Below are 15,147 nucleotides of genomic sequence, written 5' to 3' on the forward strand. Positions count from 1 at the left end.
AGTTGGTGACCGTGAGCGACACCCAGGTGACCTGGCTGACCCAGGAGGCCTACGACCGGCTCAAGGCGGAGCTGGACGAACTTATCGCGTACCGCCCGGTCATGGCTGCCGAGATCAACGCCCGCCGCGAGGAGGGTGACCTTCGCGAGAACGGCGGCTACCACGCCGCCCGCGAGGAGCAGGGCAAGCAGGAGGCGCGCATCCGCCAGCTGCACGAGCTGCTCCAGGCCGCGAAGGTTGGCGAAGCCCCCACCACCAAGGGTGTCGCGGCTCCGGGAACGGTACTGACGATCCGTTACGAAGGCGACGACGAGACCGAGACCTTCCTGCTCGCGACCCGCGAAGAGGGCGCGCACGGCGAGATGGAGGTCTACTCCCCGTCCTCGCCGCTCGGCAAGGCCCTGAACGGCGCGAAGGACGGCGAGACCGTGGAGTACGAGCTGCCCAACGGCAAGCTCCAGAAGGTCACGCTGATCACGGCGTTGCCTTACGCGGGGTAATCACTCAAACGTCGTGCAAGGGGCGGTCACCTCGGTGGCCGCCCCTTCACGCGTTCCAGGAGCGGTCGCACGCGTGGAGGCACGGGCGTCGACAGGGCGATCGAGGTCGACAACCTGCGCACGTGCGGCACGTCGACGACGTGGTCGACCACGCGCTGCAGGTCCGCGTTGGACCGCGCGACCATGCGCACGAAGAGATCGCCCTGGCCGGTCGTCGCGTGCACCTCGCACACCTCGGGGATCGCGGCCAGGCCCTCGCACACCTCCGCGCGCCGGCCCTGCGCGATTTCCACCACCGCGAACGCCGTCAGCCCGTAGCCCATCGCGCCCAGGTCGAGCGCCGGCGGGAACCCGGCGAGCACGCCGCGTTCGACCAGCCGGTCCAGCCTGGCCTGCACCGTTCCCCTCGCGACACCCAGCCGTCGGGAGCATTCGAGGACTCCCAGCCGAGGCTCGTCCGTCAGCAGCAACAGCAGCCGTGCGTCCAGTTCGTCCACGGGCTGGTCAGAGTGCTCACTCTGTTGATCTGAAGGCATAGAACACTGTACAAAATGCACAGTGAAATCGCTGACTGTTGCTCACCCTGTTGGGTCGACTCATGCTGTGAGGCATGACGCAGCAGCTTGACGACGTGAGCTACGACCAGCTCCGGCAGCTCGTGGGGTTGGTCGACTACGACGCGACCAAGGACCCCTTCCCCGTGCGCGCCATGGACGCCGTGGTGTTCGTCGCGGGCAACGCAACGCAGACCGCCTGGCTCTACCAGGTGGCGTTCGGCATGGAGCTCGTCGCCTACGCGGGCCCCGAGACCGGCCAGCGCTCCCACAAGTCGTTCGTGCTGAAGTCGGGCTCGGCCCGCTTCGTCATCCACGGCGGCGTGCAGCCCACCTCCCCGCTCCTCGACCACCACCGCAAGCACGGCGACGGCGTCATCGACCTGGCGCTGGAGGTCGGCGACGTCGACCAGTGCATCGCGCACGCCCGCAAGCAGGGCGCGACCGTGCTGGAGGAGCCGCACGACGTGTCCGACGAGCACGGCACCGTCCGTCTCGCCGCGATCGCCACGTACGGCGAGACCCGCCACACGCTGGTGGACCGCTCCAAGTACAACGGCCCCTACCTGCCCGGTTACGTGGCGCGGAAGTCGACCGTCAAGCGCCCGGAGGGTGCGCCGAAGCGCCTCTTCCAGGCCGTCGACCACTGCGTCGGCAACGTCGAGCTCGGCAAGATGGACTACTGGGTCGAGTGGTACAACCGCGTCATGGGCTTCGTGAACATGGCGGAGTTCATCGGCGACGACATCGCCACCGACTACTCGGCGCTGATGTCCAAGGTCGTCTCCAACGGCAACCACCGGGTCAAGTTCCCGCTGAACGAGCCGGCGATCGCGAAGAAGAAGTCGCAGATCGACGAGTACCTGGAGTTCTACGAGGGTGCCGGCGTCCAGCACATCGCGCTGGCGACCAACGACATCATCCGCACGGTCACGGCCATGCGCGACGCGGGCGTGGAGTTCCTGGAGACGCCGGACAGCTACTACGACGACCCGGAGCTGCGTGCCCGGATCGGCGAGGTCCGCGTGCCCATCGAGGTGCTCAAGGAACACCGCATCCTGGTCGACCGCGACGAGGACGGCTACCTGCTGCAGATCTTCACCAAGCCGATCGGTGACCGTCCGACCGTCTTCTACGAGCTGATCGAACGGCACGGCTCGCTGGGCTTCGGCAAGGGCAACTTCAAGGCCCTTTTCGAGGCGATCGAGCGCGAGCAGGAGCGACGCGGCAACCTCTGATGGCGTTCCCCCGGTAAGGTGCTTTACGGGGGATACACATCGTGGGGAGGTGGCATGGCATTCGCACGACGCGTGGCCGCGGTGATTCCGCTGGTCGGAGCCGTGACCACGGCTGCGGCACTGACCGGAGCTGCGTTCTTGACCGTGGCGCACGCCGGGTGTGACGAGGCCGGCCGCTTCGTCCGAACAGGCGAGTCGATGGAGTTCGTCGGCGGCTGTGTGAACGGCGCCGACCTTCCGGCGGCGCCGACAGCCGAGGCCGAGAACGTCGACAGGTTCGGCGGCTCCAAGAAACCGTGAGACGCAGAACGGCCCCCTCCAGCCGGAGGGGGCCGTTCGCGTTGCCGGAAACTCAGCCGAGGGCTTCGAGCAGGTCGGCCACGAGGTCGTCACCGGACTCGATGCCCACCGAGACGCGCACCAGGTCCGCCGGCACCTCCAGCATCGACCCGGCGGTGGACGCGTGGGTCATCCTGCCGGGGTGCTCGATCAGCGACTCGACGCCGCCCAGCGACTCGGCCAGCGTGAACAGCTTGGTCCGCGCGCACACCTCGAGCGCCGCCTCTTCGCCGCCGTCGACGATGAACGACACCATGCCGCCGAACCGGCGCATCTGCTTGGCCGCCACCTCGTGGTTCGGGTGCGACTCCAGGCCGGGGTACAGCACCTTCTTCACCTTCGGGTGCCGCACCAGGGCCTCGGCGACGAGCTCGGCGTTGTCCGAGTGCTTCTCCATGCGCAGCTCGAGGGTCTTGAGGCCGCGCAACGTCAGGAACGCGTCGAACGGGCCGGGAACCGCGCCCGCACCGTTCTGCAGGAAGCCGAACGCCGCGTCGATCTCCTCGTCCGAGGTGATCAGCGCGCCGCCCACGACGTCGGAGTGGCCGCCGACGTACTTGGTGGTCGAGTGCAGGACCACGTCGGCGCCGAGCTCCAGCGGCGTCTGCAGGGCCGGCGAGGCGAAGGTGTTGTCCACGACGAACTTGGCGCCCGCGGCGTGCGCCACCTCGGCGATGGCCGCGATGTCGCCGATGTTCAGCAGCGGGTTGGTCGGGGTCTCGATCCACACCAGCTTGGTCTCGGGACGGATGGCGGCGCGGATCGCGTCGATGTCCGTGACCGGTGCCGGCGAGTGGGTGACGCCCCACTGCGAGAAGACCTTGTCGATCAGCCGGAACGTGCCGCCGTACGCGTCGTTCGGGATGACGATGTGGTCGCCGGGCTTGAGGAACGTGCGCAGCGCCGCGTCGGTCGCGCCCATGCCGGAGGCGAACGCACGGCCGTAGCGGCCGCGTTCCAGCGAGGCGAGGGCCGTCTCCAGCGCACGGCGGGTCGGATTGCCGGTGCGCGAGTACTCGAAGCCCTGACGCAGCCCGCCCACGCCGTCCTGGGCGTAGGTCGACGTCGCGTAGATGGGCACGTTCACCGCACCCGTGGTCGGGTCCGGGTCCTGGCCGGCGTGGATCGCCCTGGTCGCGAAGCCGTAAGGGGTGCTCATCTCCCAAGGGTACTCACCCATCTGGCGGTCGACGGCACGAGTCCACGCAGTGAACTCCCCCGGAAACGAGCCGGCCCCCGGCCACTGGGAAGTGACCGGGGGCTGGGTGCGTGCTGGGGATTACCAGCCCTGCTGCTGCCCGTAACCCTGCTGCGGCGGCTGGCCGTAGCCACCCTGCTGCTGCTGCGGGTAACCGCCGGTGCCCGGCTGCTGCGGGTAGCCACCGGTACCGGGCTGCTGCGGGTAACCACCGCTGCCGCCGTAGGGCGAAGCGGTCTCCGGGGCGTTGACCACGATGGTCTTCATGATCTTGTCGGCCCAGGTCTGCTTCTTCGGCTCCCACAGCGGGGCGAAGAAGCCCGCGTAGCACGGCAGGGCGTCGACGATGTGGCACAGCTGGCGCACGAAGACCGTGCCGGCGCCGATCGGCTGCTGGGTCTCCTCGCCGACCAGCTTGATCTTCGCGATCTTCTTGCCGATCGTCTGGCCCGTCTGACCCTGCTTGATGATCACGTTCCAGATGACGAAGCCGGCGTAGCCCAGCCACAGGACGAGCCCGATCAGGCCGAACACGACAGCGGCGTCAGGAGCGTTGGCCGCGACCAGGCCGAGGATGAAGACGATCGCGTAGACCACGACGAGCGGCGCGGCGACGTCGATCAGGTAGGCGACGAAGCGCGAGCCCCACTCGGCGTAGCCGGTCGGCGGCGGCGGCGCCATGGGCATGCCGTAGCCGGGCTGGCCGTACGCGCCCGCGGCCGGCTGGCCGTACGGGTTCGACTGCGGAGCACCGTACGGCTGCTGCGGCTGACCGTAGGCCTGCTGCTGCGGCTGGCCGTACGGGTTGGACTGCGGAGCGCCACCGTAAGGCTGCTGCTGCGGCTGACCGTAGGCCTGCTGCTGCGGGGCGCCGTACGGGGGCGGCTGCTGGGCGGGGAACCCGCCGGAGCCGAGTCCCTGCGCCGGGAAGCCACCCGAACCGGGAGCTGCCGGCGGCACCTGCCCGGGGCTGACGACCTGGGTGGCGTCCGCGTTCTGCTGCGGTGCGGCAGGTACCTGACCAGGCGAGACGACCTGCGTCGCGTCCGGGTTCGGGTTGGCCGCGGAGGGCTGCCCACCTCCCGGGACGATCTGCGTCGCGTCCGCGTTGGGCTGCTCCTGCTGCGGCTGACCGCCGAACTGGTTTCCTGGCGGCTGCGGAGCGTTCATCCGGTTTCCAACCCCCTTGGCTGGGCCGTGTGTGAGTAAGACTGCTGATCTGGGGCGTCACGCTATCGGACGCACCCGCTTCTACGCTCAGCGACCAGCCAAGAACCCCAGAATGTCCTGCCGCGTGACGACTCCGGCGGGCTTCCCGTCCTCCAGGACGAGCGCGCCGTCCGCACTCGACAGCGCGTTCATGGCGACACCGACCGGCTCGCCGGCGCCGAGCGTGGGCAGCGGCGCGCCCATGTGCTTGTCGAGGCGGTCCGACAGCTGCGCCTTGCCGGTGAACAGCGCGTCGAGCAGGTCGCGCTCGTTGACCGCACCCGCGACCTCGGCGGCCATGACGGGCGGCTCGGCGTTGACGACGGGCATCTGGGAGACGCCGAACTCGCGCAGGATCGCGACCGCGTCACCGACGGTCTCGTTCGGGTGCGCGTGGACGAGGTCGGGGAGCTTGCCGCCCTTGCGGCGCAGCACGTCGCCGACGGTCGCACCGGTCGAGTCCGGCGGGAGGAAGCCGTAGGAGGCCATCCAGCGGTCGTTGAACACCTTGGAGAGGTAGCCGCGGCCACCGTCGGGCAGCAGCACGACGACGACGGCGTCTTCCGGCAGGTCCTTCGCGACGCGCAGCGCGGCCGCGGCCGCCATGCCGCACGAACCGCCGACCAGCAGGCCTTCCTCACGGGCGAGGCGGCGCGTGACGTCGAACGAGTCCGCGTCGGAGACCTCGACGATCTCGTCGCAGATGGTCTTGTCGTAGGTCTCCGGCCAGAAGTCCTCGCCGACGCCCTCGACCAGGTACGGCCGGCCGGTGCCGCCCGAGTAGACGGAGCCCTCCGGGTCCGCGCCGATGATCTGCACGGCGCCGTTCGAGGCCTCCTTGAGGAAGCGGCCGGTGCCGGAGATGGTGCCGCCGGTGCCGACGCCCGCGACGAAGTGCGTGATCTTGCCCTCGGTCTGGCGCCAGATCTCGGGGCCGGTCTGGTGGTAGTGGCTCGCCGGGTTCTCCGGGTTCGCGTACTGGTTCGGCTTCCACGCGCCGGGGATCTCGCGGACGAGCCGGTCCGAGACGTTGTAGTAGGAGTCCGGGTGCTCCGGCGCGACGGCGGTCGGGCACACCACGACCTCGGCGCCGTAGGCCTTCAGGACGTTGCGCTTGTCCTCGCTGACCTTGTCCGGGCAGACGAACACGCACTTGTAGCCCTTGCGCTGGGCGACCAGCGCGAGCCCGACTCCGGTGTTGCCGGAGGTCGGCTCGACGATCGTGCCGCCGGGCTGCAGCTCACCGGACTTCTCGGCCGCCTCCACCATGCGCAGCGCGATGCGGTCCTTCACGCTCCCGCCGGGGTTCAGGTACTCGACCTTGGCCAGCACCGTGGCTTTGATCCCCGAGGTCAGGGAGTTGAGCTTCACCAGCGGCGTGTTGCCCACCAGGTCGACGACGTGCTCGGCGTACTCCACCGGTATCTACTCCCCACTCCCACTCTCCGAGATAGCAAAACGAAGCCTAGCTCTAGTGGCTGCGGAGGTTGATTCGAACGGCGGCGCCGACGATTTCCCCGGAAAGGGGTGTTGCGGATGATCGGACTGAGGACGCTGCGAGCGGCGGCCATGACCGCCGCGACGCTCGGAGGGCTCTCCGGCGCGCTGGTCGGGTTGCTGAGCGAGCAGGGCAGACGCGCCCGGATCGCCATCGGCGTGCTGGAGCACCTGTGGCCCGCGCCGGACGGTGTCTACTCCGACGACGGCGGCGACCCGCTGCGGTTCGCCGTGCTCGGCGACTCGATGGCGGTGGGTGTCGGTGTGACGCATCCCTCGCAGATGCCGGGCGTGCTGCTGGCCCAGGCGCTGGCCGAGGAGGCGGGACGGCCGGTGCGGCTCTCGACCTGCGCCGTCAGCGGCTCGACGACGCGGGACCTGGTGCCGCAGGTCGACGCGGCCGTCCGGGACGCACCGCAGGTCGCGCTGATCATCATCGGTGCGAACGACGTCACCTCCCGGCTGGGCGTCGGCGAGTCGGCGCGGCTGCTGGGCGAGCAGGTCCGCAAGCTGCGCGCCGCCGGCTGCGGTGTCGTCGTCGGCACCTGCCCCGATCTCGGGATCGTGCGGCCGATTCCGCAACCGTTGCGCTACGTCGGGCACAGGTACAGCCTGCGGCTGGCGGAGGCGCAGACCGCGGAGGTGTCGCGGGCGGGTGGAGTGCCGGTGTCGCTCGCGAACCTGCTGGCGCCCGAGTTCATGGCGCGCCACGTCGACATGTTCAGCTCCGACCGCTTTCACCCCAGCGCCGTCGGCTACGAGGCCGCGGCCGGCGTGCTGCTGGCGCCGTTGTGCCAGGTGGCGGGGTTGTGGCCGGGTTGGCGCACGCCCGCGTTGCCGAGGCGGTCTGCGGCGGCTCTCGCGCTGCGGCCGTCCCGCGTGCCTGGGTGGCTGCAAAGGCGGCACGCCTGAGTTTCGAAATTCGCGTCACGTGCGCTGGCCTGGGTGAGCGGGCGTTAACTACGCTCGACCGCGACCTTGACTCTCAACGAGGAGTTTCGTGATGCCTGAGGCCGTGATCGTCTCCGCCGCCCGCTCCCCCATCGGCCGCGCGGGCAAGGGTTCGCTGAAGGACGTGCGGCCGGACGACCTGGCCGCGCAGATGGTGCGAGCAGCGCTCGACAAGGTCCCGCAGCTCGACCCCGCACAGATCGACGACCTGATGCTCGGCTGCGGCCTGCCCGGCGGCGAGCAGGGCTTCAACATGGCGCGCGTGGTGGCCGTCCTGCTCGGGCAGGACTCGCTGCCCGGCACGACCGTCACGCGGTACTGCGCCTCGTCGTTGCAGACCACGCGCATGGCCCTGCACGCCATCAAGGCGGGCGAGGGCGACGTGTTCATCTCGGCCGGCGTCGAGACGGTGTCGCGGTTCGCGAAGGGCAGCTCCGACTCGTGGCCGGACACCCACAACCCGCTGTTCGCCGACGCCGAGGCCCGGACCGTTTCGGTGGCCCAGTCCGGTGCGGACGAGTGGGTGGACCCGCGTTCGCTGGGCGTCGTGCCGGACATCTACATCCCGATGGGCCAGACCGCCGAGAACCTGGCGCTGCTGAAGGGCGTCTCGCGGCAGGAGATGGACGAGTTCGGCGTCCGCTCGCAGAACCTCGCCGAGAAGGCGATCGCGGACGGCTTCTGGGCCCGCGAGATCACTCCGGTGACGCTGCCCGACGGCACCGTGGTCTCCGCGGACGACGGCCCGCGCGCGGGCGTGACGTACGAGGCGGTTTCTGCTCTGAAGCCGGTCTTCCGCCCCGACGGCCGGATCAACGCCGGCAACTGCTGCCCGTTGAACGACGGCGCCGCGGCTCTCGTGATCATGTCCGACACGAAGGCGCGCGAGCTCGGCATCACCCCGCTCGCCAGGATCGTGTCGACGGGCGTCTCCGGCCTGTCGCCGGAGATCATGGGTCTCGGCCCGGTCGAGGCCTCGAAGCGCGCGCTGGCACTGGCCGGATTGTCGATCTCCGACATCGACCTCGTGGAGATCAACGAGGCGTTCGCGGCCCAGGTGATTCCTTCGTACCAGGACCTCGGAATCGATTTGGACCGGCTGAACGTGAACGGTGGCGCCATCGCCGTCGGTCACCCGTTCGGCATGACCGGTGCGCGCATCACCACGACCCTGATCAATTCCCTGCAGTTCCACGACAAGCAGTTCGGTCTCGAGACCATGTGCGTCGGCGGTGGTCAGGGCATGGCGATGGTCATCGAACGCCTGAGCTGAGATCCCCAAGATCTGCAAATTGACGCTTGCAAGTAGCTCCGCTTCACCCGAACGGAGCTACTTGCCTGCCACCTTTCTGCCGATGACGTAATTCGTCGCGTAACGGCGTCATCAGGCGAGGGGGAGTCCGTCCCTACCGCGATGAGCAAGGAGGGTCGGACATGCCGTACGTGTGGTGGCAAAGCGAATACGACCTGCAATGCCATGCCTTCTCCCTCGACCAAGCCAACGGTTCCCGCAGCTTTTACGAGGCCGTCTGCGAACACTCGGTACCCGATGAGCGGGTGTCGCGTGCCCAGGCGGGTGCCCTCTGCACGACCTGCCTGATCAAGGTGGGCACGCAACTGCCCGATGTCCGCTGGCGGGCCTAGACCCGTCTCATGCCGACCGACGCCGGTGCGCTCTCGGTGAAGCCGTGCCGTTCGTAGAGACGACGGCCGGGCGGGTCGGCGAGCAGGTTGACGTACGCGTTCGGCGCGTGTTCGCCGATGCGGTCCAGCAGCGCTGTCATGATCGCGTCGCCGATGCCCTTGCGCTGATGGTGCGGCAACACCGCCATGTCGATGATGTGGAAGTACCAGCCGCCGTCGCTGAGCACGCGGCCCATGCCCACGGTCTCGCCTGACTCCACGTGGACGACGTGTGCGCTGGCCCAGGCGCCGTTGATGCCGTTCTCGGCTTCTTCGACGGTGCGCGCGCTGAGGCCTGATTCCTTGCGCAGGCGCAGGTAGTCGTCGACCGCGGGCGGTGTCATCTCCAGCCGGTACGCGTGATCCACGGATCTCCCCCAGGTGTGCTTGTTCGACCGGTGGCGGTAGAGCGCCGTCCGAGCTTCCTTGGTGCCCAGCTTCTCGAGGCCCCAGATCGCCCAGTCCCCGAAGCGCTCGTCGTCGAGGTGAGCGACGAAGAGCGGCAACGCCCTGGGATCCCCGGCTTCGCCGATCAGCTCCAGCAACCAGGCGCGCAGGCCCTGGTCGTCCTCCTCGCGGTGGAACTCCTCGATGAGCTCGTCGAGGTGCTCCGCCGCGTGGGGCTTCAGCATGGCGAAGCCGGTTTCGCAGTCCTGGCCGTTGCGGCGGCGCATCAGCCGCATCGCCTCTCCGAACCTCTTGCTCATTCCACCCCCGAACGCCGGAGGGCGCCCCGCCGAAGCGAAGCGCCCTCCGGAAACCCCCGCGGACGTCAGTCCGAGTTGAAGTACGACAGCAGGCGCAGGATCTCGGTGTACAGCCACACCAGGGTGACCGTGAGACCGAACGCGATCTGCCACGCGAACTTGGCCGGCACACCGGCCCGGATCGCCTGGTCGGCGGCGTCGAAGTCGATCAGGAAGCTGAACGCCGCGAGACCGATGCAGACGAGGCTGAAGATGATCGCGAGCGCGCCGCCGTTGCGGAGGCCGAGGCCGCCGTCGGTGAAGAAGCTCATGATCAGGTTGAAGAGCATGAGGACGGCGACGCCGATGATCGCGCCGGTGATCCACTTGGTGAACTTCGGCGTGACTCGGATCGCACCCGTCTTGTAGACGATCAGCATGCCGGCGAAGACGCCGATCGTGCCGATGATCGCCTGGCCGATCACGACGACACCCTGACCCGGACCGGTCCAGCGGTCGATCATGGCGCCGATGATGCCGCTGAAGGCACCGAGGAAGATGCCCTCGACGGCCGCGTAGGCGATGACGAGCGGCGGGCTCGGCATGCGCTTGAACATGATGATCAGCGCGAGCACGAGGCCGATGATCGCGGCCGGGAACAGAAGGTTCCACCACTGCATCACGTACGTGACGACGGCGGTCGCGGCCACCACGGCGAGCGTGATGCCGGTCTTCGTGACGACGTCGTCGATCGTCATGGGCCGCTCGCTGGTCAGCGGCGGCGGAGCCTGCTGGTAGCCGGCCTCTGGCTGGCCGAAGCCTGCATAGCCTCCGTACCCGCCGCCGGTCGGCAGGTTACGGAAAGCCGGGTTGCTGCTGGAGCGCACCTGGTCCTCCTGGGGCGTTGCTTTACGCCGTCACGGGTACAACGAGCACGCTGGGTGCCAGGTTCCCCGTCGGTAAAGGAGACTTTACCCCTGACGACGATCACACGTGCGCAAATACTGCGCTAACTCCGGAGCGTAGTGAGACTACGGCGTGTCGCGGCGTGTCATTCCTGAAGCGAGTAAGGCGCGTCACATTTCAATCACATTCACACGGACGGTGACGACACACTTCCCCCTCGTGGCGGCTTGTACCCGGTGTGGGGTACCGCCAGGCTCGCACGCGGAATTACCACAGGTCAGAGGGGACCAAGATCCAAAATGGGCTGGAAACGTCTTGCCGCCGTGGCGGTGGTCTCGGGTCTCGCACTCCTGACCGCACCCACGACGGCGACAGCAGTCGGCGTCAAGGGCATCGGCCACAACGCGTCAGGGCTCCAGCCCAACGCCACACCGGGCAGCGAGTGGCACGGGTCCTACGTCTGGCAGAACAAGCACGTGTGGTGCGTGCAGTACGCGCTGCCCGCGCCGGACAGCAACGTCGGCTACAAGGAAGGTGACGAGCTGCTGACGAAGGCGGGCAAGAAGCTCCCGTCCGACGTCGCGGCGAACATCTCCTACCTCCTGCTGCGCTACTCCACCACGAAGTCCGCGGAAGAGGCGGCCGCGCTCGCGCACCTCCTCCACACCTGGACCTCTCCTGTCGACGGCAACGTGAACCTCGGCGCGACCGACCCCAAGTACCTCGCCTACGACAGCGCGTTCTACGCCTCGAAGCTGCCGCCCGCCGTCATGGACACCGTCGCGCGCCTCAAGGCCGACGCCGAGGCCAACCGCGGCCCGTGGACGCTCAGCGCCACCGCCCCCAAGGAACCGCTGATCATCGGCACCGAGTCGAGCTGGACCGTGTCGCTGGTCAAGGCGAACGGCCAGGGCGTGCCCAGCGCGCCGATCGACTTCACGCTGACCGACGCGACGCTCGTCGACGGCAGTGTCGGCGGCAAGGCCACCACGGGCGCCGACGGCAGCCCGGCCACGATCAAGATCCTCCCCACGGGCCCGAAGCCCTCGATCGCGGCCAACGCGGACTCCCCCGCCGACAAGCCGGTCGTGCACCAGCCGATCTCGACGGACAACATGCAGCGCATGGTCACCACAGGCGGCGAGAAGAAGCTGAGCGCGAACGCCACCGGACAGGCCAAGACCGCGCCCGGCAAGGTGAAGATCACGAAGATCGACTCGGAGACCAAGAAGGCCATCGCGGGCGTCGCCCTGCGCGTCACGTCCAAGGACCAGACGAAGCCCGCGCTCAAGCAGGACGACACCGAGCTGGTCGGCACCGACGGCAAGCCGCTGGTGCTGCAGACCGGCGCCGACGGCACGGTCGAGGTCCCGGACCTGCGCACCCCGCAGGAGATCTGCCTCGTCGAGGTGGCGGCGCCGAAGGGGTACGAGGAGTTCTTCGACCCGAAGGCACCACCGGCCTCGTGCGGCACGCTCGCGGCAGGACAGACGCTCGCGCTCGAACTGGTGAACAAGCCCAACAAGCCCGTCGTGCCCAGCACGATCCCGGCCGGTCAGGACGGCAAGACGCCCGTCGCGACCGCGTCGTTCGAAACGCAGCTGCGTCCGGGTGTGATGCTCGCGGTGGGTGGCCTCGTGCTGCTCGGTGCGGCGCTGGCAGGCTTCCTGGTGTGGCGCAGGCAGTGAGTCCCAAGGCGTTTCTGACCGGCGCGCTGGTGGCGGGTGTTGCCGCCACCAGCGTGCTGGTCACCGCGTCCGGGACCGAGGTGCTCAAGGGGCACGCGGTCGCGGACGAGATCCCCGTGGTCGGGCCGGGGCCGGTCGCTGACAGCCTCAGCACCGGCCGCGGGGCCGACCTCACCGGGCTGGTCGGTGGCGCGAACACGGCCAACGCCAAGCCCGCGGAGCCCACGCAACCACAACCCGCGCCGCCCAAGGCCGGTCCCGGCTCGGTCCGGCTGCCTTCGGGAGGCACGGCCACGCTGGTCCGCCGCGAGGTGAAGGACGGCGTGCTGCCCGTTCCCGACGGCATCGGCGAGGCCACCTGGTGGGGTGCCGAGCTCGCGGCGCAGGAAGGCGCGACGGTCCTCGCCGGGCACGTCGACTGGAAGGGCGCCAGAGGTCCCTTCGCCGAGCTGTGGCAGGCCCAGAACGGCCGTGAGGTCGTGATCGCCGACAGTGCCGGCAAGGAGTTCAAGTTCCGCATCAACCAGATCGAGACGGTGCGCAAGGAAGAACTGCCTGCCCGCGCCGTCGAGTTCTTCGGCCCGCGCGGGCCGCACCGGTTGGTGCTGGTCACCTGCGGCGGCACGTGGATCGGCGGCCAGCAGGGTTACGAAGCCAACCGCGTGGTGATCGCCGAACCCGTTGCGTAATGAAGCAACCCCTTCGGGTGACCAGTCGTCTCCATAAGTGTGAAACGGTGGGGATGGTTGACCACGGGCCTGGCGCTTGCGCTGGCCCTCGTGCTGGTGATGACTCTCGGCCCGACCAAGGACCAGCAGAGCCAGGCGGACGCCGGTCCCCTGCCGATGGCACCTCGGCTGCCCGCCCCCAAGGACGCCGGCCCCACGCCGACAGTTCCCGCGCCGAGCCCCGAACAACTGCAGCAGCAGCCGTGGATGCACAAGCTCGCACCCGGTGAGAAGCCACCGCAGTTCGTGCTGTTCTCCTTCGACGGGGCGGTCTCCAAGCAGCACTGGGACAAGGTCCTGCCGATCGCCAGGGAGAAGAAGGCGCACGTCACCGGTCTGCTGTCCGGCGTGTACATGCTGGCCGACCAGGACAAGATGCAGTACCAGCCGCCCGCGGGACTCAAGCGCGGCGTCTCCGACATCTCCTTCGGTGGCAGCAAACAGGACATCGCCGCCCGCATCGGCTACCTCAACCAGGTGATCGACGAGGGCCACGAGATCGGCACGCACTACAACGGCCACTTCTGCTCCGGCGGCACCCAGCCGTCGGTCGACAAGTGGGACAGCAAGGCGTGGAACGAGGAGCTCGCCCAGTTCAAGCAGATCGTGGACAGGGCACGTGCCGCCGGCTTCAAGCTCGCCGACGGCGCTGTCCGGGGTGGACGGACGCCGTGCCTGGAAGGCAACTGGGACCAAGCTTTCCCCGCGATGGCGGCCAACGGCCTGGTCTACGACACCAGCAAGGTCGCGCTGGGCGTGCAGTGGCCGTCCGTCCAAAACGGACTGTACGAGTTCCCGATGCCCGAGGTGAGGGTTCCCGCGCTGGGCAGGCAGGTCGTCATGATGGACTTCAACCTCTGGTACGCGCTCAACGCCGCCAGGGACGAACCCCACCGCGCGACCGAGTTCGCCCAGATCGTCTTCGACACGTACAAGTCGGTGCACCAGGCCGCGTTGAACGGCAACCGCGCGCCGCTCGTGATCGGCAACCACTTCAACGAGTGGAACGGTTCGGCGTTCTCGAACGCGATGGAGCAGTTCCTCGCGTACGTGTGCGACAAGCCGGAAACGGTGTGCGCCACCTACACCGAGGTGATCCAGTGGATGCAGCTGCAGGAACCGGCGGTGCTGGACCAGCTCCGCCGGATGCCCGCGGCTCGCAACTAGACCCTCGCTCAGCCGTCCGTCAAGACGATCCGGTCGTCGTTCGCACCCGGCTGGCCGTTGTTGTCCTGGTTGGACGTTCCCAGCCACTACGTGCCGTCCGGCGCCGGAGCCACCGCCCGTACGCGGCCGTAGCTCGTGAACACCGCCTGCGGGGTGCCGAGCGTGGTGCCGTTCACCGGGATCTTCCACACGCGCCTGTCGGTGACCGGACCGACGTACAACGCGTTCTTGCAGTAGCCGATGCCGGCCGGACCGGCCTGGCTGGTGGGCCACGTCTTCACCGGGTTGGTCATCCCCGCGGTGTTGCAGTTGCCCTCACAGGTCGGCCAGCGGTAGTTCTTGCCAGCCGCGGGCCTGCCCGCGGAGTCGAAGCGGAGAACCTTGCCGCCCGACGAGTTCCAGTTCTGCGCCGTGCTGGTGTGCTGGCCGTCACCCGTGGTCGCCCACAGGAAGCCGTCCGGGCCGAACTCCAGGCCGCCGCCGTTGTGGTAGCGGCATCTTGGGGATGCCGCTCACGATCACGTGCGGTGTACCGCCGAGCCGCAGCTTCGTGACGCGGTTGTCGCTTGCCGTGGAGTAGCAGATGATGCCGCTGCCGTCCGGCAAGAACTCGATGTCCCACGGGATGTCCAGCTTCGTGGTGATTGTCCGTTCGGCGAGAACCGACGGGCCGTCCTGCGCGGAGGCCGGGATGACGCAGAGGGATGCGCCACGGCAGTGCAGGTTGCCGCCACCGCGATACGACGAGCACGCAGGTGCTCTCCTTCATGTCCGCTCGTGTTTGTCTGCGGCGGCGGCGTTGC

At 68.7% G+C, this 15,147-nt stretch carries 16 protein-coding genes and 1 pseudogene; 9 read left to right on the forward strand and 8 right to left on the reverse strand.

Translation table 11 applies throughout. The annotated features are described in order from the left end of the window. Positions 1 to 2: 2 nt before the first annotated feature. A complete protein-coding gene (greA, locus tag C8D87_RS26980) occupies positions 3 to 500 on the forward strand; it encodes a transcription elongation factor GreA (RefSeq protein ID WP_109632231.1) in 498 nt (165 codons plus the stop codon). Positions 501 to 526: 26 nt separating this feature from the next. On the opposite strand, the gene C8D87_RS26985 is transcribed toward greA, so the two are convergent. Beyond that, the gene (locus C8D87_RS26985) at positions 527 to 1,036 is read right to left on the reverse strand and encodes an Lrp/AsnC family transcriptional regulator (RefSeq protein ID WP_112228839.1); all 510 of its coding nucleotides are present in this window, start codon (positions 1,034 to 1,036) and stop codon (positions 527 to 529) included. A gap of 74 nt (positions 1,037 to 1,110) precedes the next feature. On the opposite strand from C8D87_RS26985, the gene hppD reads away from it, so the two are divergent. Beyond that, positions 1,111 to 2,292 carry a 4-hydroxyphenylpyruvate dioxygenase gene (gene hppD / locus C8D87_RS26990; protein ID WP_109632227.1) on the forward strand — a complete coding sequence of 394 codons (1,182 nt, stop codon included), beginning with the start codon at positions 1,111 to 1,113 and terminating at the stop codon, positions 2,290 to 2,292. 54 nt (positions 2,293 to 2,346) lie between these two features. After that, positions 2,347 to 2,592 (forward strand): hypothetical protein, encoded by a 246-nt coding sequence (locus tag C8D87_RS26995; protein WP_109632225.1) that lies wholly within the window; start codon positions 2,347 to 2,349, stop codon positions 2,590 to 2,592. Positions 2,593 to 2,644: 52 nt separating this feature from the next. On the opposite strand, the gene C8D87_RS27000 is transcribed toward C8D87_RS26995, so the two are convergent. The 3 genes from C8D87_RS27000 to C8D87_RS27010 all read right to left on the reverse strand — a co-directional run bounded on the left by C8D87_RS27000 (position 2,645) and on the right by C8D87_RS27010 (position 6,457). After that, positions 2,645 to 3,790, reverse strand: a complete 1,146-nt coding sequence (locus C8D87_RS27000; RefSeq protein ID WP_215732501.1) for a cystathionine gamma-synthase — start codon at positions 3,788 to 3,790, stop codon at positions 2,645 to 2,647. Positions 3,791 to 3,910: 120 nt separating this feature from the next. Then, positions 3,911 to 4,999, reverse strand: coding sequence for an RDD family protein (locus tag C8D87_RS27005; protein ID WP_211337150.1), 1,089 nt, complete (start codon positions 4,997 to 4,999; stop codon positions 3,911 to 3,913). Positions 5,000 to 5,086: 87 nt separating this feature from the next. Continuing rightward, on the reverse strand, positions 5,087 to 6,457 hold the full coding sequence (locus tag C8D87_RS27010) for a cystathionine beta-synthase (protein ID WP_112228841.1): 1,371 nt from the start codon (positions 6,455 to 6,457) through the stop codon (positions 5,087 to 5,089). A gap of 117 nt (positions 6,458 to 6,574) precedes the next feature. Here C8D87_RS27010 and C8D87_RS27015 point away from each other — a divergent pair, with 117 nt between their 5' ends. The 3 genes from C8D87_RS27015 (at position 6,575) to C8D87_RS27025 (ending at position 9,130) form a co-directional block, all read left to right on the forward strand. Further along, entirely contained in the window at positions 6,575 to 7,447 is an 873-nt protein-coding gene (locus tag C8D87_RS27015; protein WP_112228842.1) for an SGNH/GDSL hydrolase family protein, read from the forward strand. A gap of 91 nt (positions 7,448 to 7,538) precedes the next feature. Then, positions 7,539 to 8,759 (forward strand): acetyl-CoA C-acetyltransferase, encoded by a 1,221-nt coding sequence (locus tag C8D87_RS27020; protein WP_112228843.1) that lies wholly within the window; start codon positions 7,539 to 7,541, stop codon positions 8,757 to 8,759. Between the two features lie 161 nt (positions 8,760 to 8,920). Beyond that, positions 8,921 to 9,130: a hypothetical protein gene (locus tag C8D87_RS27025; RefSeq protein WP_109632219.1), complete on the forward strand. Its 210-nt coding sequence runs from the start codon at positions 8,921 to 8,923 to the stop codon at positions 9,128 to 9,130. Here the strand turns inward: C8D87_RS27025 and C8D87_RS47965 are convergent. Together C8D87_RS47965 and C8D87_RS27040 are read right to left on the reverse strand one after the other, a co-directional pair. Then, on the reverse strand, positions 9,127 to 9,876 hold the full coding sequence (locus C8D87_RS47965) for a GNAT family N-acetyltransferase (RefSeq protein WP_233442302.1): 750 nt from the start codon (positions 9,874 to 9,876) through the stop codon (positions 9,127 to 9,129). The genes C8D87_RS27025 and C8D87_RS47965 overlap by 4 nt on opposite strands. A 65-nt stretch (positions 9,877 to 9,941) precedes the next feature. After that, on the reverse strand, positions 9,942 to 10,742 hold the full coding sequence (locus tag C8D87_RS27040; protein ID WP_109632215.1) for a Bax inhibitor-1/YccA family protein: 801 nt from the start codon (positions 10,740 to 10,742) through the stop codon (positions 9,942 to 9,944). Positions 10,743 to 11,060: 318 nt separating this feature from the next. Here C8D87_RS27040 and C8D87_RS27045 point away from each other — a divergent pair, with 318 nt between their 5' ends. Genes C8D87_RS27045 through C8D87_RS27060 form a run of 3 tightly spaced genes read left to right on the forward strand, consistent with a single transcriptional unit; the run spans position 11,061 to position 14,344 of the window. Further along, positions 11,061 to 12,449: an MSCRAMM family protein gene (locus C8D87_RS27045; protein WP_112228844.1), complete on the forward strand. Its 1,389-nt coding sequence runs from the start codon at positions 11,061 to 11,063 to the stop codon at positions 12,447 to 12,449. Beyond that, positions 12,434 to 13,138 carry a class F sortase gene (locus C8D87_RS27050; protein WP_215732502.1) on the forward strand — a complete coding sequence of 235 codons (705 nt, stop codon included), beginning with the start codon at positions 12,434 to 12,436 and terminating at the stop codon, positions 13,136 to 13,138. Before C8D87_RS27045 ends, C8D87_RS27050 begins: the two co-directional genes overlap by 16 nt. Positions 13,139 to 13,195: 57 nt before the next feature. Beyond that, positions 13,196 to 14,344, forward strand: coding sequence for a polysaccharide deacetylase family protein (locus tag C8D87_RS27060; protein WP_146771881.1), 1,149 nt, complete (start codon positions 13,196 to 13,198; stop codon positions 14,342 to 14,344). 86 nt (positions 14,345 to 14,430) lie between these two features. Here C8D87_RS27060 and C8D87_RS47970 read toward each other — a convergent pair whose 3' ends face one another. Together C8D87_RS47970 and C8D87_RS47975 are read right to left on the reverse strand one after the other, a co-directional pair. Further along, positions 14,431 to 14,637, reverse strand: coding sequence for a hypothetical protein (locus tag C8D87_RS47970; RefSeq protein WP_233442303.1), 207 nt, complete (start codon positions 14,635 to 14,637; stop codon positions 14,431 to 14,433). Between the two features lie 108 nt (positions 14,638 to 14,745). After that, positions 14,746 to 14,817: pseudogene (locus C8D87_RS47975) on the reverse strand (hypothetical protein); the annotation flags it as partial. Positions 14,818 to 15,147 lie beyond the last annotated feature (330 nt).

The sequence above is a fragment of the Lentzea atacamensis genome, from assembly GCF_003269295.1.
Taxonomy (GTDB): Bacteria; Actinomycetota; Actinomycetes; order Mycobacteriales; family Pseudonocardiaceae; genus Lentzea; species Lentzea atacamensis.